Below are 23894 nucleotides of genomic sequence, written 5' to 3'. Positions count from 1 at the left end.
CAGCATTCGGCGCTACCCACCGATCTCCGCGATGCGATCACCGCGATCCGCTCGGCGCCTGACGTCCCGCCAGCTGCGGTACTCCGAAGGCGTCATTTCCTGCCCCCACGCGGTGCTGATCGGCACGTTTCGGTCCAGATAGTCGGATTCTGCAGCCCTCCATGCCTTCACGTATAGGTAAAACGGAATCGCCGCATGGATGTGATGGACTAAGTGATAGTTCTGATACATCAACAACGGACACAGAATGCGCTCCCAGCCAACCCGAACCCGGGCGACCCGGAATCGGTCCGTCTTTACCGTGACAAGGCCGTGGTGAGGCAGCCAGTCAAACCACCACGCGAGGATGCCCACGCCGATCCGCTGGGGGATGAAATAGACGAGCACCAGCTCTCGCCAATAACCGAGAATCAGGATGGTGGTTACGAAGGCAAGGGCCAGAGTGAGGTACACAGCAAATCCCACGGCTTCTTTGCGCGGGCGCCCGCCTAGGCGTGCTAGATAAAAGCGGCAATACCAAGCATCGATTGTCAACCACCGCAACGGAAGCTGCCAACGCGGGCCGGCGATACTCCACGCGTCCGGATCGTCGTGGATATTTTCGTTGGTGTTGCGGTGGTGCGAGAGATGCGTATAGGCGAGCATTGGAAATGTTCCGAACAACGAGACGAAGGGCATCGACACGCGGCCAAAGACCTCGTTGATCCAGTTTTGCCGGCCGACGGTGCGGTGAATCGATTCGTGCGACACGATGAACATAGAAACCGTCAGAAGACTCTGAACGATGATGGTGACCACCAGCCACCAATGACTCACCCCGCATAGAACCGCTGTCGTCGCCGCGCACCACGCAACGAACGATCCAAGCCAGACCAGTACGGTCGGCACCGCAATGGTCGGCCGCGCGAACCTGGGAGCTGGGAAGCCTCGCGGGATTGCGGCAACCTCGCCGGCGTCCTTTGGCCTTTGCTCGGTGGCGGCAAGCGTTTCTACTGTGGTCACCACGACCCCCGGCTAAGGACACGACGCCGATGCGCTGCATAGAAAACCATGTGGCACCACCTTATTTCGACTTTGCGTCTAATACTTGTTTGCGGAACTATGTACCGGTCTCGGCACGTGGGCGAACACGATAAATTCGGTTGCGCGCAAGCCCATGCGTGTGAATTCAGCAGTCAAGCGTGAGGCGCTCTCACTCCGCTTGCATCGCAGCCTAATTGAGTCCCCCTCTGGCCCTGGGATTGGCAACAGGATGTCAGCCTGGATTAAACCGGGAGGTTCACCAGAACAAACATCGGATGCATTCCGCGTCCCCCCCGTCGACAGGTCCGGGCACTCGGAAGGTCAGGTGTCTTGCGCCACCTCCGATATCGCGAGTTCGGGGCTCCACGCATGCGCGCAGGTTTTTCCATTTTTCAATACCGTCATAAGGTTTCCGGCCAAATCGGCTGATACCGATCGGACGGAGGAAAGCCGAACATGATTCATGAGATTCGCCAGGACGTCCAGCTTGTAGTGCGGTTCCAGCTGCGGACTTACCGCAGCGGGATGTATTGCGATAGGTATTGTTTCGTGATATCGCATGCCTCGCGCGAACGCTCTTTTGGAATCGGGACTCAGCATGAACGGCTCATCACCCTTGTCGAGATTTCTGAGCATGAGAAGCGGTATGTCGCTCACCCAAAGGGGTTCGGCAGGTTTATCACGATCCGTATGGGTGCCGATTGGATTTTTCGGATGGGTCCAAGCAATCGTGAGGCCGGCAGCTATGAGCTCAAGTCTCAATTTCTGCCGCCACACTTCGCCTTGGGTGGCGACCTCTTCTAGGAAGTTTTCCTCATTCTGATATGCCACTCCGACAACCAAATAACGGTCAGAATGTTTAGCGTGAAATTCACGCAACTCTGCTATAGTTCGGAAAAATTCCTCCTCATTCAGGAGCAAATCGCTTGTATCATAGTAGAACTGGCGTTTTTCCAGCATCGTCTCGGTAAACGGACAATGAGCTTTACGGCCGTCGCCTTGGACAAGAAAATCAAGATACCGTTGTATCACCGGCACGCAGGCGTCCCTGTGATGGCGCAGTTCAGTGAATACATAGTCCGATCGTCGGTTCATTGACACCCCCCATCGGCAAAACTCGACACCCGCGCCCTACCGGCGCCTGCGCTCGCGTTGATCGCCGAGATCAGGTGCATCGCTGGCAGGAAATCCCCCGAATCGAAAAAGAGTTTAACCATGGGCGGCGCCGCGCGTTGGCAAAAGAGCCCGTTTTGCGGCGACGCTGTTGCCTACCGGTAACCGAAAACCGTTGCACTGGTGTGCAATAAGGTGTGCGTCGCAGCTCTCAGGGTTATGCGGTGTCCGAGTGGCCCATGGGGACCGACCGCGGCGGGTGCCTGGATGACATTGTGCAGAAGTGGCCGGACATGCGGCCGAAATGTCTGCGCGAGAGGCTCATGACAGGCAGGATTTCGATCAGTAACCACCCGGGGTCTGGGGCGAGTGGGTAAAGCTTTGGGGGACTGGATGAACCGTGATGACCTGGCGTTGCCGCTGACACCCGGGCAACTCGACATCTGGCTCGCGCAGGAATCGGGCTATGCCGGTACGGAGTGGCAGCTCGGCCTGTTGATAAAGATCGACGGCGCGATACAGCGTGACGTCCTCGAGCAGGCGATCCGCCAAGCGGTGTCGGAGGCGGAACCGAGCAAAGTTTCATTCCACGAGATTGATGGCCAAGTGGTCCAAAGGCCGATCGACGACCCGCATGTCGAGCTCAAATTTCATGACCTGATCGGCTCGCCCAATCCCGTGCAGGAAGTCCGCCGGAGGTCCTCCTCTATCCAGCGCGCGCCGATGGAGCTGACCGGCCAGTTACTGAGATTCGCCCTGTTCCAGACGCAGGCCGAGGAGTTCTATCTATTCGGCTGCTGCCACCACATCGTTTTAGACGGATTGAGCATGGCGCTGATCAGCCGTCGCGTTGCAACCATCTATTCGGCGATGGTCGCTGGATTGCCCGTTCCCGATGCCTACTTCGGCTCGACGCAGGACTTGATTGATCTCGAGTCGGGATACGAAGCATCCAACGATTACCGGGAAGACGAAGCGTACTGGAGCAAGAACCTTCCGCCGGAAGGCGGACAGGGCTATCAACTGCCGCACACCACAGTTGAGCGGGGCCCGTGTGGGCCGTCGGCGTCAGTTCAGCTGGATGCTTTCGCCGTCGGCCGCATGCAGGAACTGTCCAAACAGCTGCGCATCCGTCGCTACTCGGTGACTACCGCGGCATGCGCGCTGCTGGTGCGTGCATGGTCGGGAAGCGGTTCGGAGGTGGCGCTGGATTTTCCGGTCAGCAGGCGGGTGCGTCCGGAGTCGAAGACGCTCCCGGGGATGCTCGCCGGAGTGGTGCCGCTGGTCTTGCAGACGACACCGGAAACAACGGTTGCCGAGTTTTGTCAGCACGTTGACGTACGGATACGGGAATTGCTGAAGCATCAGCGGTTTCCGGTGCACCGACTGATAGGCGAAGGTGACTTGCTCAGCCGGACACAGGCGGCAAATCGGGTAGGTATCAATTTCATCCCGTCCCGATTGACCCTGGCTCTTGGTGGCGCTCCGGCAACCGCGACGTACACCAACAACGGCCCCGCCGATCACTTCGGGCTCTTCTTCATTGGGTCGAGTGACCAGCTGTTTCTCAGCACGGCGGGCCACGGCCAGCCCTTTGCGAGCTTTGACGTCTCCTACCTGGCGGCACGCCTGCAGCAGGTGCTCATGGAAATGACGGCGGACCCGGAGCGGCCGATCTCCTCGATCGAACTCCTCGATGAGGATCAAAACGCGCAGCTCGATGGGTGGTCGCATCGCGCCGCGCTAACCCAACCGGTAACCGCGCCGGCTTCGATTCCGGTGGTGTTCATCGAGCACGCGAAGCGTACCCCCGAGGCGGTGGCGGTGACCTTCGACGGCCGTCCCATGACCTATCGGGAACTCGATGAGGCCGCGAACCGGCTGGCGCATCTCCTGGCCAGTCATGGGGTTGGCCCGGGACAGTGTGTGGCGTTGCTTTTCCCCCGGTGTGCGGACGCGATCGTGGCGATGCTGGCGGTGCTCAAGACCGGGGCGGCGTATGTGCCGGTCGACCCGGGGCACGCGTCGGGGCGCATGGATTATGTGCTTGCTGATGCCACACCGAGCGCCGTGATCACCACGACGGACCTGCGTTCACCGCTGGACGGCGCCGGTTTGCCGGTGATCGATGTCCACGACCCCGCCGTCGAGTCGCAACCCAGCACCGCGCTGCCAACACCGGCGCCCGGGAACGTCGCCTACATCATCTATACCTCCGGGACCACCGGCAGGCCCAAAGGCGTTGCCATCACGCACCAGAACGTCACTTGGCTGATCGAGGCGCTCGATGAGCGCCTGCCGCCCGGAGGGGTGTGGGCGCAGTGCTACTCCTCGGCTTTCGACTTATCGGTGTGGGATATCTGGGGTGCCCTGCTGCGGGGCAGGCGACTGTTGGTGGTGCCCGAATCGGTGGCGGGTTCCCCGGAGGATCTCCACGCGTTGCTCGTCGCGGAGAAGGTCAGCGTGCTGACTCAGATTCCGTCATCGGTGGCGCTGCTGTCACCGGAGGGGTTGGAGTCGACGGCGTTGGTGGTGGGCGGTGAGACCTGCCCGACCGACGTGGTGGATCGGTGGGCGGCACCCGGACGAGTGATGATCAATGCCTACGGCCCGACCGAGGCGACGGTGTGTGCTTCGTTGAGTGCGCCGCTGACGCCGGGCCCGGGCCTGGTCCCGATCGGGTCGCCGATCCCCGGGGCGGCAATGTTCGTGCTGGACAAGTGGTTACAGCCGGTGCCGGTCGGTGTGGTCGGGGAGCTGTACCTGGCCGGCCGCGGTGTGGGCCTGGGATATGTGCGGCGGGCCGGTTTGACCGCGTCGCGGTTTGTGGCATGCCCGTTCGGGGCCCCGGGGACACGGATGTATCGCACCGGTGACTTGGTGTCCTGGGGTGCGGATGGGCAGCTGCGACACCTGGGCCGCGCCGACGAGCAGGTCAAGATCCGCGGGTACCGCATCGAACTCGGTGAAGTGCAGGCAGCCCTGGCTGCGCTGGATGGGGTGGACCAGGCGGTGGTCGTCGCCCGCGAGGACCGTCCCGGCAACAAGCGGCTGGTGGGTTACATCACCGGCACCGCCGACCCGACCGAGATCCGCACGGCGCTGGCTGATCGGCTCCCGGCCTACATGGTCCCCGCCGCGGTGCTGGTCCTGCCGGCAATTCCGTTGACGGTCAACGGAAAACTCGACAAGCGCGCCTTGCCCGCACCCGAATTCACCGCCGGTGAGTACCGGGCCCCGGCCGACGCGGTCGAAGGAATCCTGGCCGACATCTTCGCTCAAGTCCTCGGGATCGAGCGCGTCGGGGTCGATGACTCGTTCTTCGACCTCGGCGGCGACAGCATCATGTCGATGCAAGTGGTGGCCCGCGCCCGGGCGGCCGGGGTGATGTGCCGTCCGCGTGACGTTTTCGTCGAACAGACGGTGCGGCAACTTGCGCGGGTCGCGACGGTGGCCGATGGCGAGGCCCGCGTCATCGACGAGGGTGTTGGTCCGGTGGCGGCCACCCCGATCATCCGCTCGCTGCACACTGTCGAGGGCCCGATCGACGAGGTCAACCAGACCATGGTGGTGAGCGCCCCTGCCGGCGTGACTGAGGCCGACGTGGCGGTCGTCTTGCAGGCGTTGCTCGATCGCCATGCCACGTTGCGGCTGCGCGTCGACGATGACGGCGCCGGCGGCTGGTCGCTCGAGGCGCCCGAAGCCGGGTCGGTGGACGCGCGCGCGTGCCTACATACCGTCGACGTGTTGTCGGATGAGGCGCTGCTGCGGGCCCGGTCGCGGTTGAATCCGGCGGCGGGTCTGATGCTGAGCGGGGTGTGGGCGACGTCCACCGGCCAGCTGGCATTGATCATTCATCACCTGGCCGTGGACGGTGTGTCGTGGCGAATTCTGTTGGAGGATCTCAACATTGGCTGGTCGCAGCATCACGGTGGCCAGCCCGTGGCATTGCCCGCCGGCGGGACGTCGTTCGCGCGGTGGTCGGAGCTGCTGGCCGGGCATGCGCACCGCGCCGAGGTAGTGGCACACGCCGAGACGTGGCGACAGGTGGCGGCAATACCGGCGGCGCTGCCGACGGTGCAACCAGAGGTGGATACCTATCAAACCGCCGGGCAGTCGTCGGCTTCGCTGGATGTCGAGACAACCCGTTTGCTGCTGGGTGAGGTGCCGGCGGCGTTTCACACCGGGGTCGGCGACATATTGCTTATCGCCTTCGGGCTGGCGTTCGCGGAGTTTCTCGGCAGCGTCGCGAGTGCGCCGATCGGTATCGACGTCGAGGGACATGGGCGCCACGAGGAGCTGGCGCCCGATGTGGACTTGTCGCGCACGGTGGGCTGGTTCACCACCAAGTACCCGGTCGCGTTGACGGTCGGTGGCCTGCCGTGGGCGCACGTGGTCGCCGGTGAGGCCGCACTGGGCACTCTGATCAAGGACGCCAAGGAGCAGCTGCGCGCCCTGCCCGATCCGCTGACCTACGGTCTACTGCGCTACCTGAACTCCGAGGTTGATCTCGGTGGGTCTGACCCGACGATCGGGTTCAACTACCTGGGCCGGCTCACTGCGGGTGCCGACCTGCCGGGCGAGTTGTGGCGGATCAACCAGGACAGTCTGGCGTTTGCGAGTGTGGCTGCGGCAGTGCCCCTGCCGTTGGCGCACACGGTCGAGCTCAATGCCGGCACCATAGACACCGAGGCCGGGCCGCACCTCCAGGCGAACTGGACATGGGCGCCCTCAGCGCTGAATGCCGAGCAGGTCAATCGGCTGAGCCAGTTGTGGTTTCAGGCTCTGGCCGGTATCTGCGCGCACGTCAAAGCCGGTGGGGGCGGGCTCACGCCGTCCGACATCGCTCCTGCCCGCCTGAGCCGGCAGCAGCTCGACGAACTCTGCTCGCAGGGCGACGTCGTGGACGTACTGCCGCTGACCCCGGTGCAGCAGGGTCTGCTGTTTCACACCAGCTTCGCGCCGGGTCTGGACGACCTGTATACCGTGCAGCTCGGTGTCACGGTCAACGGTGCCCTCGATGCCCACCGCCTGCGCGAGGCCGTTCAGACGGTCGGCAACCGGCATCCCCACCTGGTGGCCCGATTCTGCGAGGACTTCGGTGAGCCGGTGCAGGTTATCCCGGCCAACCCGGTGGTCGCCTGGCTGGAAGTTGAACTGGACCCCGTCGGCGCCATCTCTAGTCAGCAGGCCGATCAGCAGATTGAGCGACTATGCGCTGCCGAGCGCGCCGCGGTCTGCGAGCTGGCTGACAAACCGACGTTCCGGGTGGCGTTGATCCGCGCCGCAGCAGGCCAATACCGATTGGTGTTCACCATTCACCACATCGTGGCGGATGGCTGGTCGCTGCCAATCCTGATGCGGGAGGTGTTCGGCAGCTACTACGGCCAGCGGCTGCCCGCGGCTCCGTCGTACCGCAGCTTTGTCACCTGGCTGGATGGCCAGGACCGCGTTGTCGCACAAGGGGTTTGGCGCGACGTGATGGCGGGTTTCGAGGTCCCGACACTGGTGGGTACGCCTGGCCAGGTAGGGCGCCGAGACGTCGCATCCTTCCGGGTGTCCGCCGAGACCACAAAGGCTCTGATCGAGCTGGCCCGCTCGTGCCACACCACCGTGAGCACCGTCCTGCAGGGCGGCTGGGCGCAGCTGCTGATATGGCTGACCGGTCAGCATGATGTGGCGTTCGGCACCGCGGTCTCGGGTCGGCCGACCGAGCTGATCGGCTCGGAATCCATTGTGGGCCTGCTGATCAACACGGTGCCGGTGCGTGCCAACACCTCCCCGAACACCACTGTCGCCGATCTGCTGGAACAGCTGCAGCGCGTCCACAACGACACGGTCGAGTACGAGCATCTGGCTCTGCCCGACATCCATCGCGCCACCGGTCACGATCAGCTTTTTGACACGCTCTTCGTGTACGAGAACTATCCGATCGACGCCGGCGCCCTGTTGGACGCCCACGACCTGGCGGTTACCGAGTTCCACACCCGCGAATTCAACCACTATCCGCTTTCGGTGGTGGCGACGCCGGGCCACCTACTGAGCCTTCGCGTCGAATTCGACACGGACGTGTTTGACCGTGCGGCCATCGACACGCTGATCGACCGGTTGCAGAAGGTGCTGGCGGCGATGATCGCCGATCCCGCAAGGCGGTTGTCGTCGATCGATCTCCTCGACCGCGCTGAGCACGACCGCCTCATCGAGTGGGGCAACCGGGCGACGCTGGCCGAGCCCGAGATGTCCGCGGTCTCCATCCCCGAATTGTTCGCCGCTCAAGCGGTCCGCGCCCCGGAGGCTATGGCGATCAGCTATGGGGATCGATCGTGGACGTACCGCGAGCTAGACGAGTCCGCTAATCGTTTGGCGCACTTGCTGATCCCGCACGGTGCGGGCCCAGGCACGCATGTGGCCCTGTTGCTTCCGCGCACGCCTGAGGCGGTGGTGGCCATCCTGGCGGTGCTCAAGACCGGTGCTGCATATGTGCCGATCGATCCGACGGTGCCCGCGCCGCGGATGGAGTTCGTGTTGGGCGACTCCTCGCCGATCGCGGTGATCACCACCGCCGACGTGCGGACCCGGCTAGCGGGAATGGATTTGCCGATCATTGATATCAACGACCCGGCGGTGCGCACCCAGCCCGATACCGGGTTGCCCGCGCCGGCGGCCGACAACATCGCCTACATCATCTACACCTCGGGCACGACCGGAACGCCCAAAGGCGTTGCCGTGCCTCACCGCAACGTCACGCAGCTGCTGCAATCGCTGGACGGCGAGCTGACGCTGGGCCAGGTGTGGACGCAGTGCCACTCGTTGGCGTTCGACTTCTCGGTGTGGGAGATCTTCGGTTCGCTGTTGCATGGCGGGCGGTTGGTAATGGTGTCCGATTCGGTGGTGCGTTCGCCAGAAGAGTTGCACGCCTTGCTGGTTCGTGAACAGGTCAGTGTGTTGAGCCAGACCCCGTCGTCGTTTTATGCGCTACAGACAGCTGATGCGCTCGCCCCGGAGCTAGGTCAGCAGCTGAAGTTGCAGTCGGCGGTGTTCGGTGGCGAGGCGCTTGAACCCCAGCGTCTGGCGACGTGGCTGAATCACCACCCGGGATGGCCGCGTCTGATCAATATGTATGGCATCACCGAGACGACGGTGCACGCCTCCTTCCGTGAGATCCTCCACGGCGACGTCGACAGCAATGCCAGCCCCATCGGAGTGCCGTTGGCCCACCTCGCCTTCTTCGTGCTCGACGGGTGGTTGCGTCAGGTGCCCACCAACACGGTCGGCGAGCTGTACGTGGCCGGCGGCGGGCTGGCCACCGGGTATGTGGGCAGGCCCGGATTGAGCTCGACGCGGTTTGTGGCGTGCCCGTTCGGACAACCGGGTGCGCGCATGTATCGCACCGGGGACCTGGTGTCCTGGGGCGCCGATGGTCAGCTGCGTTATGTCGGACGTGCCGACGAACAGGTCAAGATCCGCGGTTACCGCATCGAACTCGGTGAAGTGCAGGCGGCCCTGGCCGGGCTGGATGGGGTCGAGCAGGCGGCGGTGATCGCTCGTGAGGACCGCCCCGGTGACAAACGTCTGGTCGGCTACATCACGGGCGCGGCAGACCCGGTCGCGGTGCGCAACCAGCTCGGTCAGCGGCTGCCGGCCTATATGGTGCCGACCGCGGTCGTCGCGCTCGGGGCGCTGCCTTTGACGGTCAACGGCAAACTCGACGTCCGCGCCCTGCCGGCGCCCCACTACTCCGATGTCGACCACTACCGGGCTCCATCCGGCGCTGTCGAGGAAATCCTGGCCGGCATCTATGCCCAGGTATTGGGTGTGCAACGGGTCGGTGTCGATGACTCGTTCTTCGACCTGGGGGGCGACAGCATCCTGTCAATGCAAGTCGTGGCCCGCGCCCGCGCAGCCGGCGTAATATGCCGTCCGCGTGACGTTTTCGTCGAACAGACGGTGGCGCGGCTCGCGCAGGTCGCCAGGGTGGTCGCCGACGGCGAGGGCGGCGTGGTCGACGAAGGCCTCGGTTCGGTGGTGGCCACCCCGATCATGCGCTGGCTCAACAGCATTGACGGTGCGTTCGAACAGTTCAACCAGACGATGGTGGTGCAAGCTCCTACGGGCGTCACGCATGCCGACGCGGTGGCAATCCTGCAGGCGTTGCTGGACCGGCATGCCATGCTGCGACTGCGCGCCGTCGACGACGGTGCAGACGGCTGGTCGTTGTGGGTGCCCGAAGCCGCGACGGTAGACGCCGGCGACTGCGTGGACACCGTCGACGAGCTGTCGGCTACGGCGTTGGTGGCCGCCCGGTCACGCCTGGACCCTGGCACCGGGGCAATGTTGCGCGCGGTGTGGGCCGAGTCGACGAACCAGTTGGCGTTGATCATTCACCACATGGCCATCGATGGAGTATCGTGGCGAATCCTGTTGGAAGACCTCAACATTGCGTGGGCCCAGCATCACAGTGGCCAGCCCGTGGTGCTGCCGGCGCCTGGGACGTCGTTTGCCCGGTGGTCGTCACTGTTGGCCGAGTACGTGCAGAGCGCAGACGTGATGGCCCAGGTCGAGGCGTGGCGTCAGGTGGCGGCGGTCCCGGCTGCGCTGTCGCCGGTACAGCCGGAGGACACCTACGTCAGCGCCGGTCAATTGTCGGTGTCGCTGGATGTCGAGACGACCCGCCTGCTGCTTGGTGAGGTCCCGGCGGCGTTTCATGCCGGGGTTCAAGACATTTTGCTGATCGCGTTCGGCCTGGCGTGGACACAGTTCCTGGGCACCGGCGCTCCAGTCGGGATCGATGTGGAGGGCCACGGCCGCCAGGAGGAACTGGCCCCGCATGTCGACTTGTCGCGCACGGTGGGCTGGTTCACCACCAAATACCCGGTGGCCCTGAACTTCGGAGGGCCGGCCGGCGGCCTGTCGTGGGGAAAGGTGGTGGCGGGTGAGGACGCCCTGGGTGCGGTGATCAAAAATGCCAAGGAGCAGCTACGCGCCCTGCCCGACGGCCTGACCTACGGAGTGCTGCGCTACCTCATCCCTGAGTTCGAGTTGGGCGGGTCCGAGCCCGTGATCGGCTTCAACTACCTGGGTCGTCTGGGTGGCGCGGCCGAGCTCTCCGGTGAGTTGTGGCGGCTCAGCGAGAACAGTTTCTCGCTAGCCGGTGCAGCGGGTGCAGTGGAGATGCCGCTGGCACACACCGTGGGGCTGAACGCCGGAACCATGGAAAGCGAGGCGGGCCCGTACCTGCAGGCCAACTGGACCTGGGCGCGCAGTGCGCTGAATGACAAGCAGGTCGGCCAGATCAGCGAGCTGTGGTTCGACGCGCTGGCCGGCATCTGCGCGCACGTGCGCGGCGGTGGGGGCGGCTTGACCCCGTCCGACATCGCGCCAGCCCGTCTGACCCAGCAGGACATCGACAAGCTGGCGCGGCAGTACCGGATCGGCGATGTGTTGCCGCTGACCCCGCTGCAGCAGGGTCTGCTGTACTACACCGGCAGCGCGCAGGGCAGTGACGAGTTGTACGCGGTGCAGCTCGATATCACCGTGAGCGGTGCCCTTGACCCGCAGCGGTTGCACGCGGCGGTGCACGCCGTCATCACCCGCCACCCGAATGTGGTGGCCGGCTTCTGCGAAGACTTCCACGAACCGGTGCAGGTCATACCCGCCGATCCGGCGCTGGCCTGGCAGTACGTCGAGCTGAGCGCAGCCGATGCCTCCGACGACGCTCACGTCGAGGAACAGATACAGGAGCTGTGTCGCGCCGAACGCGTGGCGGTCTGCGACCTCGCCGGCCAGCCGCCCTTCCGGGCTGCCTTGATCCGCACCGCGGACGATCTGTTTAGGTTCGTGCTCACCAACCACCACATTGTGCTCGACGGATGGTCGAAGCCGATCCTGTTGCAGGAGATCTTCGCCAGCTATCACGGCGTGCAGCTGCCCGCAGCCCCGCCGTATCGCAGCTTTGTCACGTGGCTGTCCGAACAGGATCGAGGCGCCGCTGCGGCAGCGTGGCGCGAGGTCCTTGACGGGTATGACACTCCCAGCCTGGTGGGACCGCCGCGGCGCCTGGCGCTCGGTCTGCGCGGCATGGAGTCGTTCCAGGTGTCCGCCGAGACCACGAAGGCGCTGGGCGAGCTTGCGCGCTCGTGCCACACCACCGTCAGCACCGTCTTGCAGGCCGCGTGGGCGCAGCTGCTGATGTGGCTGACCGGCCAGGACGACGTAACGTTCGGTACGGCCGTGTCGGGGCGGCCGACCGAGCTGGCCGGCGCCGAATCGATGGTGGGGCTGTTGATCAACACGGTCCCGGTGCGAGCGACCATCGGCGCGGAGACGACCGTCGCCGACCTGCTCGACCAGCTGCAAAACGCCTACACCAAGACCCTTGATCACCAGCACATGGCCCTGAGTGAGATACACCGTATAGCGGGACACGACCAGCTATTCGACACGATGTTCGTGTACGAGAACTATCCGATCGACACCGCCGCGCTGTCGGCCGTCGACGAGTTAAAGATCAATGGCTTCACCAACCGCGAATACAATCACTACCCGCTTTCGGTGCAAGTCGCGCCGGGCCATGAGCTGGGTCTACGCGTCGAATTCGATACTGACGTGTTCACCCCGGACAGAGTCGAAAAGCTGGTCGAACGGTTTCGGCGCGTGCTGGTGGCGATGACCGCAGATGTGGAGGAGCAATGATGACCGTCCGTGCGGGACGGCCGGGAAAGCATCTCCTGGTGCAAAAATCCAAATCTCCCAGCATCGACCACACGCGGTAAACCCGCGCTACCCCGATCGCCGGGCGTTCACCAGTGCAAGATGGGGAGGATGTCACGAGATCAATCGTCTCCGCTCCCCGCCAAGATCGCCGCCCGGCTGCTGCGGTCGCGCCGTCTCATGCGGGCGCCGATCTGGATCTACAAGGCTCGCGCGGGCGCGCTCTTCGGCTCGCGCATCCTGTTGCTCGAACACATCGGCCGCAAATCGGGAACGGCCCGCTACGCGGTGCTCGAGGTCGTCGACCACCCGTCGCCCGACACCTACCTGGTCGCCTCCGGTTTCGGCCGAAAAGCCCAGTGGTTCCGCAACATTCAGGCCAACCCTCGGGTCCGGGTCTACGCCGGCAGCCACGCCCCCAGGCCCGCCGCCGCGCGGGTGCTCGACCAACGCGAGGCCGACAGCACGATGGCCGCCTACCGAACCCGCCACCCCAAAACGTGGGAGCGGATGCGCCCGGTCCTCGAGAACACGCTCGGCGCGCCGATCACCGACACGGACAGCCCGCTGCCGCTGGTCGAGTTGAAGCTGGACTAACCCCGGTCCGGGCCCTTGACCGTCATCGCGGCGAACAGGGCCAACAACAGCGCGGCCGGAAGGCCATTGACGACTTTGTCGCGCACCCGGACGTGCGCCCCGACCGCCAACACGAAGTACAACGTCAACATCGCCGTCGTCAGCCTCGCCAGGGCGGGAAACCGGCCCACCGACAGCAGGCCGACCGCGGCCGCCGCCTTCACCCCCGGCAACACGGGCCGCACGTTGTCCGGGACGCCCACGTCATCCAGGGTCTTCTTGATGGGAGCCACCTGCACGCCGCACAGCACCGCGTCGACGGCGTGGAACGCGGCGAGCGCCGCATAGGTCTTTGGTGAAGTCAAGGCACTCATGCGGCAATCCTATTGAGTCAGCTCGCCCGGGCCGTCCACCGGCTGGCGGGCGATCGCCTCCGCCTTGGCCACCGCCTGCGCGATCGCGGGGTCGGTCTCGGTGGAGAACCAGTCCGCGACGTCGGCGTCGTCGTCAGCGCTGTGTTTGGGCGCCTCATCGACGGGCGAGGGCTCGAAGCGGAACACCCCGTCCTGTCCCGGGGTGCCCAGGAGTTTGGTGAATCCCTGCAACGCCGCGTTGAAGTCGCTGGGTACCACCCACACCTTGTTGGCGTCGCCGCGCGCCATCTCCGGCAACGTCTGCAGGTACTGGTAGGCCAGCATTTCCGGGGTGGGCCGGCCGGCCTTGATCGCGGCGAACGTCTTCTCGATGGCCTTGGCCTGCCCCTGCGCCTGCAGGTACGCGGCGGCGCGTTCACCCTGCGCGCGCAGCATCCGGGACTGCCGGTCGCCCTCAGCAGCCAGGATCGCGCCCTGCTTGGCGCCCTCGGCCGCCAGGATCTGCGCCTGCTTCTGACCCTCGGCCTCCTTGATCGCCGCCTCCCGCATACCTTCGGCGGTCAGGATCATCGCCCGCTTCTCGCGGTCGGCCTTCATCTGCTTCTCCATCGACGCCTGGATCGACGGCGGCGGGTCGATGCTGCGCAACTCGACCCGGGCGACCCGCAGGCCCCAGCGGTTGGTGGCCTCGTCGAGCACGCCGCGCAACTGCCCGTTGATCTGGTCGCGCGACGTCAGCGTCTGCTCGAGCGTCATGCCGCCGACCACGTTGCGCAGCGTGGTGGTGGTGAGTTGCTCGACGCCGACGATGTAGTTGCTGATCTCGTAGACGGCCGCTTGTGGGACGGTGACCTGGAAGTAGACGACGGTGTCGATGTTCAGCGTCAGGTTGTCCTCGGTGATCACCGGCTGCGGCGGGAATGACACCACCCGCTCCCGCAGATCCACCCGGGCCCGGATCCGGTCGATGAAGGGCACCAACAACGTCAGTTGCCCGCTGACCGTGCGGCTGTAGCGGCCCAGCCGCTCGATCACCGCGGCCTCGGCCTGAGGTATCAGCGCAACCGATTTGGCCACGACGACGATGGCGAAGATCACCAACACCGCCAACAGCACCAACCCAGCAACCGCACCTTGCATCGGAGTTCCTTTCTTTCGCAGCCGTTCTCGCAGCCCTACAGGCCGGCCTTGAAGACGACTGCAGTGGCGCCGTCGATCTGCATGACGGTGACCGGCTCGCCCGGTTCGTAGACGTCGTTCTCGTCGAGCGGGCGGGCGGTCCACACCTGGCCGTCGAGCTTCACCTGGCCGTTGTCCCGGGCGACGCGCTCGAGCACCAGCGCGGTTTTGCCCTCCAGCGCCTCGATTCCCAAGCGCGGCACGTTCGCCGGTGTCAGCCGTCGCCGCAGCGGCGGACGGACCAGGACCAGCAGCAGCACGGAGACGACCAGGAACACCGCGCCGTCCACCCACACCGGAGCATCCAGCAACCAACTGGTGAGCGCCGCGGCCAGCGCGCCCCCACCGAGCATCACCAAAAACAGATGTCCGGTGAGCGCCTCCGCACCGGTCAGCACCAGCGCGAATATTAGCCAAAGCAGCGCGGCGTGCATGCGGCAAGGATACGCGTGATCAGCCTTTGCGGGGCAAAACAACTACACTGCGTCTCGTGTGGTGTCCCAGTGTTTCGCTGTCCCTGTGGGCCAATGCCTGGCTCGCGGGCAAGGCCGCGCCCGACGACGTCCTCGACGCGTTATCCGTCTGGGCGCCAAAGCAATCGGTGACCGCGTATGATGCCGTCGCGGCGGGTCATACCGGGCTGCCGTGGCCCGATGTCCACGACGCCGGGACGGTCACGCTGCTGCAGACTCTGCGCGCCGCGGTGGGTCGGCCGGCGTCGACGCCGGGGTTGCCGCCGCTGATGCGCGGGACGATCAACATAATTTTGCCGGTACCCGGCGATGTGCGCGGGCTGGCCCCGGGAACGCAGTTCGAGCGGGACGCGCTGGCCGCCGGCGAGGCGATCATCATCACCAACCCCCACAACCCCGCTACCGCTGTCGGCCTGGTCCCTGAATTCTCCTATCAAGATGACGACGACGCCCCCGAGGACTACGAGACGGGCCTTGCGGAGCTGTGCGCGCTGACGTGGACGGTGTACTCGTTGCCCGGCGCGCCGATACTGGACCACTACGAACTCGGCGACGCCGAATACACGCTGCGCTCCGCCGTGCGGTCGGCCGCCGACGCGCTCGGCGCCATCGGGCTGGGATCGGCCACGGCCGACGTCGACGATCCGCGGGGGCTGGTCGAGCAGTTACTGGAATCCGCACGGCAACACCGCATTCCGGACCACGCGCCGTCGCGCGCGTTGCGGGTGCTGGAGAATGCCGCGCACGTCGACGCCATCATCGCGGTCAGCGCGGGGCTGAGCCGATCCGATTCGCCGGACCGTTTCGCCGCGCCCATCGCCGCCGGCCTCGAGCCGGTCGGAACGCAATCGTCCTCGGAGGCCCGCATCGCGAGCGACGCGCTGCGACCGCTGACCGCGGTGGTGCGCTCGGCGCGGATGGCCGCCGTGACCGCGATCCTGCATTCGGCCTGGGCAGACTAGTTCTGATCGCGGGCCGCGCAGTGCGGCGGCCGGCATGGCGCGCCGTCGACGCTGGCGAGGCACCCGGGCACCGGGTCGGGGCCGCTCACCCGTTCCGGCTCCCGGCCGTAGCGCAATTCGTCGATCAGGTCGGCGGCCATCTGCGCAAAACGCCGGTGGGCGTTGGGCGTTGATACCCGCACCATCGTCATCCCCGCCGCCTCGGCCTGCGTCGCCAACTCGTGGTCGAGGTCCCACACCACCTCGATATGGTCGGCCACAAAGCCGATCGGGCAGACGACGACGGCCTTGGTGCCCGCCTTCGCCAAGGCGGCCAGGTGGTCGGCAACGTCGGGCTCAAGCCACGGAACCTGGGGTGGCCCCGACCGCGACTGCCACACCAGGTCGTAGTCGGTATATCCGGCGGCGGCCGCCACAAGTCTTGCGGCGTAGGCGACTTGGCGGCTGTACAGCCGCGGGCCCAGGCGTTCGTCGGCCGCGACCGGGATCGAATGCGCGGTGAACACCAGGCGCGCGCCGGCGGGCACCGTCACGTCGGCGATCGCCCCGGCGAACAATTCGACGAAAAGAGGATGGTCGAAATACGGCCGCAGCTTGACCAATTCGGGTGCGTCCGGCCCAGCCGCCCGGCGCGCCCGGTCGATGTCCTCGACGTATTGGGTGCAGCTGGAATAGCCGCTCCACGCCGAGGTAGCGAATACCGCCGCCCGCCGAATTCCGTTGTCGCGCATGGTCGCGACAGTGTCTTCGACGTAAGGCTCCCAGTTGCGGTTGCCGAAATAGACCGGCAGGTCCAGACCGCGGCCGGCCAGCTCGGCCCGCAACTGTTCGATCAGCGCCAGGTTGATCCGGTTGATCGGAGACACCCCGCCGAAATGCATGTAATGCTCGGCGACGTCGTCGAGACGTTCCGGCGGCACGTTGCGGCCCCGGGTGACATTCTCCAAGAACGGCCGAACCTGCTCGGGACCTTCCGGCCCACCGAAGGACAGCAGCAGGACGGCGTCAAATTCCATTGGCGTTTACAGCAATTGGGTGCTTGCGCCACCGTCGGCGTAGATGATGGTCCCCGTCGTCGCCGGCAGCCAGTCCGACAGCAGCGCGCACACCGTCTTGGCGACCGGTGTCGGGTCCTTCATGTTCCAGCCGATCGGCGCGCGCTGGTCCCAGCCCTCCTCGAGCAGCTGCATCTGGGCCCCGGCCTCCTCGCCGAGCGCGCCGCCGACAATCGCGCTCATCGCCAGCGTCCGGATCGGGCCGGCGGCAACGAGATTGGAGCGGACACCAAACTTACCCGCCTCGCGTGCCACGAACCGGTTGACCGATTCCAGCGCGCTCTTGGCGACCGTCATCCAGTTGTAGGCCGGCATCGCGCGGCTCGGGTCGAAGTCCATGCCCACGATGGAGCCGCCGGGGTTCATGATCGGCAGCGCTGCCTTGGCCAGCGAGGCGTACGAATACGCCGAGATGTGAATGCCTTTGGAGACGTCCTCGTAGGGCGCGTCAAAGAACGGGTTGATGCCCATTCCCGTCTGCGGCATGAAACCGATCGAGTGCACCACGCCGTCGAGCTTGTTGCCGTCGCCGATCTCGGCCGTCACCCGCTCGGCGAGCGAGTTCAGGTGCTCCTCGTTCTGCACGTCGAGTTCGATCAGCGGCGCCTTCTCCGGCAGCCGGTCGGCGATGCGCTGAATCAGGCGTAGCCGGTCAAAACCGGTCAGCACCAACTGCGCTCCGGCTTCCTGGGCCGCCTTGGCGATGTGAAACGCAATCGACGAGTCGGTGATGATCCCGGAGATCAAGATCCGTTTGCCGTCGAGCAGTCCAGCCATGTCCGTCCTTAAAGTCGTTGTGTCGTGGTTGAACTCAGTGACCCATGCCCATGCCGCCATCGACCGGGATGACCGCGCCGGCGATGTAGCTGGCGTCCTCGGACGCCAGGAAGCTGACCACCCCGGCGACCTCGGCGGCGGTGCCGACCCGCTTGGCCGGGATGAAGTCCAGCGCACCCTCCTGGATGCGCTCGTCCAGGGCGCGGGTCATCTCGGTGTCGATGTAGCCCGGCGCCACCACATTCGCGGTCACGTTGGCCTTGGACAGCTCCCGGGAGATCGAGCGGGCCATGCCGATCAGGCCGGCCTTGGCGGCCGCGTAGTTGGCCTGGTTGCCGATGCCCCAACTGCCGGACACCGACCCGATGAAGATGATCCGGCCGAAACGCTTGCGCTGCATGCTGCGAGAGGCGCGCTGGGTGACCCGGAAGGCCCCGGTGAGGTTGGCGTTGATGACCTGCTCGAACCGCTCCTCGGTCATGCGGATGAGGAATGCATCCTTGGATATGCCGGCGTTGGACACCAGCACCTCGACCGGGCCCTGGTGCTCCTCGACCTCTTTGAAAGCGCGGTCGACGGCCTCGTTGTCGGTGACGTCGCACACGACGCCGAACAACCCGTCAGGCGCCCCGGATCCGCGGTGCGTGACGGCCACCTTGTGGCCGTCGGCGGCCAGCCGCTGTGCGATCGCCAGACCGATCCCCCGGTTTCCTCCGGTAACCAGGACCGAACGGGCGACGAATGCGGGTCTGCTGTAGTCGGCAGCACTTTCGGTGGTGTTCTCGGTGGCCGTGTCAGTCACCCCGTCAACCTATCGCTTCGGCTCGCCGTGGCCGAAACCTCCCCCTTTTCCCACCTCGCGCCTTTCCCACCGGCCCCTTTCCCCTCCCCTTTTCCCACCGCGAACGTAACCAGGCTGCGATTTTCGGGCCCGATTTTCGCAGTGCGGTTACATTCGCGGAGCTGTGTCGGTGTGACTCAGCACACTTTCGGCCATGACCGATCCCTTCCTGGGCAGCGAAGCCCTGGCCGTCGGTGCATTGACGCCGTATGAGCTGCGCAGTCGGTATGTGCGGCTGCACAGAGACGTCTACCTGCCCCGAGACGTCGAATTGACGGCGGGCGTGCGCGCGAAAGCATGTTGGCTGCGGTCTCGCCGTCGCGGCATACTCGCCGGCCTGTCTGCGTCGGCGCTGTACGGCGCCAGGTGGATCGACCCGACGCTGCCCGCATCGATCATCGACTCCAATCGCCGCGCCGCTCCCGGAGTGCGGGTTTGGCAAGAGAGGATCGAGCCCGACGAGATCGCCATCGTCCAGGGGATGCGCGTGACCGCCCCGGCGCGGACGGCGCTCGACTTAGCGAGCCGATACCCCAAGCGCACTGCGGTCGCCGCCATCGATGCGCTTGCCCAGGTAGTCGAGCTGAAACCGGCCGACATCGATCTGGTCGCCGAGCGCTACGCAGGCCGTCGCGGCATCAAGGCCGCGAGAGTCGTGATCGGGCTGATCGATAGTGGTGCTCAGTCTCCGAAGGAAACCTGGCTCCGCCTGCTTTTGATAGATGCCGGCTTCCCGCGGCCCCAGACACAGATCGCCGTCCGCAACGAATGGGGTTGGGCCGAGGCGTATTTGGATATGGGCTGGGAAGACATCAAGGTCGCCGTCGAGTATGACGGCGATCATCATCGGTCCGTTCGCTCCCAATACGCCAAGGACATCGGCCGGCTCGAGATGCTCGAACGTTACGGATGGATCGTCGTCCGGGTCATCGCCGAGCACCATCCCGCCGACATCATTCGCCGCGTGGGAGAGGCACGCGCCTCGCGAGCGTAACCACACTGCGAAAATTCGGGCCAATAATCGCAGCCAGGTTACGTTCGCGGGCTTGGGTGCGGGCGTTACGTTCGCGGGAAGAGGCTCAGGTAGGCAGCCGGCGGTTGATGAGCAGCGCCGCCAGCGCCGCCAGCGCCAACACCAGCGCACCCAGCCGCACCCAGCCCACGCTGGCGTCGCCCTTGATCGTCTCGTAGCCGATCTGCTGCTGCAGGGTCGCGTAGACGGACTTCAGCTCCTGCAAAGACGCCGCGTTGTAGGCATTCCCGCCGGAGAGCTGGGCCACCTTCTTGAGCGTCTCGTCGTCGACCGGCACCGGCTGGCGCTGGTCGTTGATCTCGACGAAGCCGTAGGGGGTGCCGAACGAGATCGTCGAAATCGGCACGCCCTGGTCCTTGGCCGTGCGCGCGGCGGTGAACGCGCCCTTCGGGTTGTCCGGGTTGGTCGGCATCGTTTCCTTGCCGTCGGAGAACAACACGATGCGCGCCGGCGGCGGCTTGTCGCCGCCGCCGATCACCGCGCCGACCGTCGCGATGGCCTGCAGGGCGGTGAAGATGCCCTCTCCGGTGGCCGTCCGGTCGGCGAACTGCAGCTTGTCCAGCGCGGTCTTGGTCGAATCCCGGTTGGTCGTCGGCGACACCAACACCGTCGCGGTCCCCGCATAGGCGATCAGCCCGAGGTTGATGCCCGGGGTCAACTCGTCGGCGAACTGCTTGGCGGCCTCCTGGGCGGCCGCCATCCGGTTGGGGGCGACGTCGGTGGCGCGCATCGACTGTGACACGTCGATCACCAACATCACCACCGCGCGGTTGCGGGGAATGCGGACGTCGTTCGTCGGGCCGGCCATCGCGACGGTGAACAGCACCAGCGACGCGACGAGCAGGATCGCCGGCACATGCCGCCACGTCGAAGGCCGCTTGGGCGCAACGCTTTCCAGCAGCTCCATGTTGGCGAACCGCAGCATGCGCCGCTGCCGCGCCAGCTGCATCAGGATGTAGAGCGCGGCCAGCCCGAAGACGACGAGCAGGAACAGGAAAAACCACGAATGTTCGAAGCCCGACAGCGACATCGGGCCCAGGAACGGCAGGCTCATATCCGAGTCACTGCCGCCCCGCCAATGCCCCGCGCCGGCGGGATTCCACGAATCGCACGATGTCGGCGATCCAGTCGCGGTCGGTGCGCAGGGTCAGTATCGGGGCCCCGCAGCTGCGGATGGTGCGCGCCACGTCGGCGCGGTGCGCCGCGGCGGCCTTGGCGAAGTCGTCCCGCAGCTGGGCGTCGATGGTGAACTCCCGGGTGACCCCGGACTCGGCGTCCTGCAGCACCACGTCGCCGATGTCGGGCAGTTCGACGTCGCGCGGATCGAGCACCTCGATGGCCAGCACCTCGTGCCGGGCGGCGACCGCGCGCAACGGGCGCATCCAGTTGATCGGCCCGAGGAAGTCGCTGATGATCACCGCCATGCCGCGGCGGCGTTCCGGGCGGCGCAGCGCGTCGATGGCCGTCGCCAGGTCGCCGCGCACCCCGACCGGAGCCCGGGGCGTGGTGGCGATGGTGCGCAACAGCGTCTGCTCATGCTGGCGCCCGGAGCGGGCGGGCACCCGGGTGATGTGCGCGCCGGTCGACACGATCGCCCCCAGCCGGTTGCCGCCACCGCTGTTGAGGAAGGTGATCGCGGCCGCGGCCGCCACCGCCAGGTCCCGCTTCTCACACACGGTGGTGCCGAAGTCCAGGCTGGCCGACATGTCCACCACCAACCAGGTTTCCAGCTCGCGGTCGGCGATCATCTGCCGGACGTGGGGATGCGTGGTGCGCGCGGTGACGGCCCAGTCCATGCGCCGGACGTCGTCGCCGGGCTGATACTCGCGCGACTCCCCCGGCTCGGAACCCGGCCCCGGGATCAGCCCGAGGTGATCGCCGTGCAGCACGCCGTCGAGCTTGCGCTTGACGGTGAGCTCGAGGGTGCGCAGCGCCGCCGACAGCTTCGGGTCATCGATCTGCCCGCGCTGCATCGAGGGCGGCGGGACCGGGCGCTTGGGGTCGGTCACCGACCGCTGGCCGCGCCGGCGGGTTGCATCACCGGGGGCACCGAATGCCCTTGCTGCGGAACGGCATTCACCTGAGGCAAGGCGACCGTCTGCAGCACCCGGTTGATGACGATCTCCGGCGAGATCTCGTCGGCCAGCGCGTCATAGGTGAGCACCAGCCGGTGCCGCAGGACGTCAGGAATGACGTCCACGACATCTTGCGGAATCACGTAGTCGCGGCCGCGGACCAGCGCCAGCGACCGGGAGGCGGCGATGATGCCCAGCGAGGCGCGCGGCGACGCCCCGAACGAGATCCACGTCTTGACGTCGTTCATGCCGAGCTGTTCGGGATGGCGGGTGGCGGTCACCACGCGCACCACGTAGTCCACCAGCGCGTGGTGCACGAAGCCGTTGGCCGCGATGTCCTGCAACCGCAGCAGGTCGCCGGTGTTGAGGATCTGCTTGGGCTCCGGCGGGCGTACGCCCATCCGGTAGATGATCTCCCGCTCCTCCTCCGGCGACGGGTAGCCGACGTTGATCTTGAACAGGAAGCGGTCGCGCTGGGCCTCGGGCAGCGGGTAGACACCCTCGTGCTCGATGGGGTTCTGCGTCGCCATCACCAGGAAGGGGTTGGGCAACGGGAACCTCTTGCCGCCGATCGAAACCTGGCGTTCCTGCATGACCTCCAGCAGCGCCGACTGCACCTTGGCCGGCGCACGGTTGATTTCGTCGGCGAGCAGGAAATTGACGACCACCGGGCCGAGCTCGGTGTCGAACTCCTCCTTGCCCTGCCGGTAGATGCGGGTACCGATGATGTCGGTGGGCACTAGGTCGGGCGTGAACTGGATGCGCGCGAACGTCCCGCCGACCACCTTGGCGAAGGTCTCGACGGCCAGCGTCTTGGCCACGCCGGGGACACCCTCGAGCAGCACGTGGCCCTTGGACAACAGGCCGACCAGCATGCGCTCCACGAGCTGGTCCTGGCCGACGATGATGCGTTTGACCTCGAAGATGGCCCGCTCGAGGGTCTGGACCTCGGCGGCCAGTCCGTTCCCCCCACCCGTCGGCGCTTCGTGAGCCGGCGAGCCTGATTGCCCGCCCGGGCCCGAGTAACCACTGGCGCCTGGCGGCGGCCCACCTGCTGCTGTCATCAAGAATCCTCCACGCTCAATCGGAACACGACTGCCGGGCAGCGACGTGCCCTCGTCCAACTATTCCAGGCCTGCCGGTCTCCGTCGACGCTCGCCCGGCTGATGGGTCGCCGGCCCCCGCGATCAGTACTCGATGATCCTGGTGAGGAACGGCGTCATACCCGGCTTACGCACCGCGCTGACCGTAACCTTTCCGGCGCTGCCGGAGGCCTCCAGCATCTGGCCGTTGCCCAGGTACATGGTGACGTGCTGGCTGCCGTTCGGGCCGTAGAAGATCAAGTCGCCGCGCCTGGCCTGATCCGGCGGGATGTGGCGCCCGGCGTTGTATTGGTCACCGGAGAACCGCGGGATCAGCACGCCGACCCCGGCGAAGCCGTAGCGCATCAGCCCCGAGCAGTCGAAGCCGGTGATGTTGGCGCCGTCGCCGACGCCCTTGCTGGGGCCGTCCAGCGAGCCACCGCCCCACGAGTAGGGCACGCCCATCTGCGACCCCATGCGCTTGATCACGTACTCGATGGCCTGCCGACCGTAGACCCGCGGGATCTTGCCGCCGGGATTGGAGGGGGCTGCCGCGCTGGGAGCCGGATCGCCGCCGATGTTGATCCCGAGCCCGCCCAGGAACTGCTTGCCCAAGTTGAA

At 65.9% G+C, this 23894-nt stretch carries 16 protein-coding genes; 4 read left to right on the top strand and 12 right to left on the bottom strand.

Translation table 11 applies throughout. The features are described from left to right. Window positions 1-12 precede the first annotated feature (12 nt). Window positions 13-1005 (bottom strand): fatty acid desaturase, encoded by a 993-nt coding sequence (locus tag A5775_RS10955; RefSeq protein WP_231995148.1) that lies wholly within the window; start codon window positions 1003-1005, stop codon window positions 13-15. Between the two features lie 339 nt (window positions 1006-1344). Next, the gene (locus tag A5775_RS25650; protein WP_197512510.1) at window positions 1345-2118 is read right to left on the bottom strand and encodes a 1-aminocyclopropane-1-carboxylate synthase; all 774 of its coding nucleotides are present in this window, start codon (window positions 2116-2118) and stop codon (window positions 1345-1347) included. Between the two features lie 411 nt (window positions 2119-2529). Between A5775_RS25650 and A5775_RS10940 the strand changes: the two genes are divergently transcribed. Both A5775_RS10940 and A5775_RS10935 read left to right on the top strand, forming a co-directional pair. Beyond that, window positions 2530-12828 (top strand): non-ribosomal peptide synthetase, encoded by a 10299-nt coding sequence (locus tag A5775_RS10940; protein WP_067251797.1) that lies wholly within the window; start codon window positions 2530-2532, stop codon window positions 12826-12828. Window positions 12829-12957: 129 nt separating this feature from the next. After that, entirely contained in the window at window positions 12958-13443 is a 486-nt protein-coding gene (locus A5775_RS10935) for a nitroreductase family deazaflavin-dependent oxidoreductase (RefSeq protein WP_082952968.1), read from the top strand. Here the strand turns inward: A5775_RS10935 and A5775_RS10930 are convergent. Genes A5775_RS10930 through A5775_RS10920 form a run of 3 tightly spaced genes read right to left on the bottom strand, consistent with a single transcriptional unit; the run spans window position 13440 to window position 15409 of the window. Further along, window positions 13440-13796 (bottom strand): DoxX family protein, encoded by a 357-nt coding sequence (locus A5775_RS10930; RefSeq protein ID WP_067251792.1) that lies wholly within the window; start codon window positions 13794-13796, stop codon window positions 13440-13442. The genes A5775_RS10935 and A5775_RS10930 overlap by 4 nt on opposite strands. Window positions 13797-13805: 9 nt before the next feature. Further along, a complete protein-coding gene (locus A5775_RS10925) occupies window positions 13806-14936 on the bottom strand; it encodes an SPFH domain-containing protein (protein ID WP_067251790.1) in 1131 nt (376 codons plus the stop codon). Between the two features lie 35 nt (window positions 14937-14971). Further along, on the bottom strand, window positions 14972-15409 hold the full coding sequence (locus tag A5775_RS10920) for an NfeD family protein (RefSeq protein ID WP_067251788.1): 438 nt from the start codon (window positions 15407-15409) through the stop codon (window positions 14972-14974). A 56-nt stretch (window positions 15410-15465) separates the two neighbouring features. Here A5775_RS10920 and A5775_RS10915 point away from each other — a divergent pair, with 56 nt between their 5' ends. After that, window positions 15466-16410, top strand: a complete 945-nt coding sequence (locus A5775_RS10915; protein WP_067251786.1) for a hypothetical protein — start codon at window positions 15466-15468, stop codon at window positions 16408-16410. Here A5775_RS10915 and A5775_RS10910 read toward each other — a convergent pair. The 3 genes from A5775_RS10910 to fabG1 are packed head-to-tail and all read right to left on the bottom strand — an operon-like array spanning window position 16407 to window position 19044. Further along, the gene (locus A5775_RS10910) at window positions 16407-17426 is read right to left on the bottom strand and encodes a ferrochelatase (protein WP_067251783.1); all 1020 of its coding nucleotides are present in this window, start codon (window positions 17424-17426) and stop codon (window positions 16407-16409) included. The genes A5775_RS10915 and A5775_RS10910 overlap by 4 nt on opposite strands. A 6-nt stretch (window positions 17427-17432) precedes the next feature. Further along, window positions 17433-18242, bottom strand: coding sequence for an NADH-dependent enoyl-ACP reductase InhA (gene inhA, locus A5775_RS10905; RefSeq protein WP_067251780.1), 810 nt, complete (start codon window positions 18240-18242; stop codon window positions 17433-17435). 34 nt (window positions 18243-18276) lie between these two features. Further along, on the bottom strand, window positions 18277-19044 hold the full coding sequence (gene fabG1, locus A5775_RS10900; RefSeq protein WP_067251778.1) for a 3-oxoacyl-ACP reductase FabG1: 768 nt from the start codon (window positions 19042-19044) through the stop codon (window positions 18277-18279). Window positions 19045-19237: 193 nt separating this feature from the next. Between fabG1 and A5775_RS10895 the strand changes: the two genes are divergently transcribed. Continuing rightward, complete coding sequence (locus A5775_RS10895) at window positions 19238-20077, top strand: hypothetical protein (RefSeq protein WP_067251775.1); 840 nt, start codon at window positions 19238-19240, stop codon at window positions 20075-20077. Window positions 20078-20162: 85 nt separating this feature from the next. On the opposite strand, the gene A5775_RS10890 is transcribed toward A5775_RS10895, so the two are convergent. The 4 genes from A5775_RS10890 to A5775_RS10875 form a co-directional block, all read right to left on the bottom strand. After that, window positions 20163-21170, bottom strand: a complete 1008-nt coding sequence (locus A5775_RS10890) for a VWA domain-containing protein (protein WP_067251772.1) — start codon at window positions 21168-21170, stop codon at window positions 20163-20165. A gap of 7 nt (window positions 21171-21177) precedes the next feature. Next, on the bottom strand, window positions 21178-22089 hold the full coding sequence (locus tag A5775_RS10885) for a DUF58 domain-containing protein (protein WP_082952969.1): 912 nt from the start codon (window positions 22087-22089) through the stop codon (window positions 21178-21180). Window positions 22090-22121: 32 nt separating this feature from the next. Next, window positions 22122-23255 carry a MoxR family ATPase gene (locus A5775_RS10880; RefSeq protein ID WP_067251768.1) on the bottom strand — a complete coding sequence of 378 codons (1134 nt, stop codon included), beginning with the start codon at window positions 23253-23255 and terminating at the stop codon, window positions 22122-22124. A 123-nt stretch (window positions 23256-23378) separates the two neighbouring features. After that, a partial coding sequence (locus tag A5775_RS10875; protein ID WP_067251766.1) for an NlpC/P60 family protein occupies window positions 23379-23894 on the bottom strand: 516 nt, incomplete at its 5' end.

The organism is Mycobacterium sp. 852002-10029_SCH5224772 (assembly GCF_001667315.1).
GTDB lineage: Bacteria > Actinomycetota > Actinomycetes > Mycobacteriales > Mycobacteriaceae > Mycobacterium.
Note: the sequence above shows the minus strand (reverse complement) of the source record. Positions and strands in the feature narration are given on the sequence as shown.

Bases quoted from the DNA above. Each gene is read 5' to 3' on its own strand.
- A5775_RS25650 (WP_197512510.1), bottom strand. From the start codon at position 2,118: ATGAACCGACGATCGGACTATGTATTCACTGAACTGCGCCATCACAGG.
- A5775_RS10940 (WP_067251797.1), top strand. From the start codon at position 2,530: ATGAACCGTGATGACCTGGCGTTGCCGCTGACACCCGGGCAACTCGAC.
- A5775_RS10935 (WP_082952968.1), top strand. From the start codon at position 12,958: ATGTCACGAGATCAATCGTCTCCGCTCCCCGCCAAGATCGCCGCCCGG.
- A5775_RS10930 (WP_067251792.1), bottom strand. From the start codon at position 13,796: ATGAGTGCCTTGACTTCACCAAAGACCTATGCGGCGCTCGCCGCGTTC.
- A5775_RS10925 (WP_067251790.1), bottom strand. From the start codon at position 14,936: ATGCAAGGTGCGGTTGCTGGGTTGGTGCTGTTGGCGGTGTTGGTGATC.
- A5775_RS10920 (WP_067251788.1), bottom strand. From the start codon at position 15,409: ATGCACGCCGCGCTGCTTTGGCTAATATTCGCGCTGGTGCTGACCGGT.
- A5775_RS10910 (WP_067251783.1), bottom strand. From the start codon at position 17,426: ATGGAATTTGACGCCGTCCTGCTGCTGTCCTTCGGTGGGCCGGAAGGT.
- inhA (WP_067251780.1), bottom strand. From the start codon at position 18,242: ATGGCTGGACTGCTCGACGGCAAACGGATCTTGATCTCCGGGATCATC.
- A5775_RS10895 (WP_067251775.1), top strand. From the start codon at position 19,238: ATGACCGATCCCTTCCTGGGCAGCGAAGCCCTGGCCGTCGGTGCATTG.
- A5775_RS10890 (WP_067251772.1), bottom strand. From the start codon at position 21,170: ATGAGCCTGCCGTTCCTGGGCCCGATGTCGCTGTCGGGCTTCGAACAT.
- A5775_RS10885 (WP_082952969.1), bottom strand. From the start codon at position 22,089: ATGCAGCGCGGGCAGATCGATGACCCGAAGCTGTCGGCGGCGCTGCGC.
- A5775_RS10880 (WP_067251768.1), bottom strand. From the start codon at position 23,255: ATGACAGCAGCAGGTGGGCCGCCGCCAGGCGCCAGTGGTTACTCGGGC.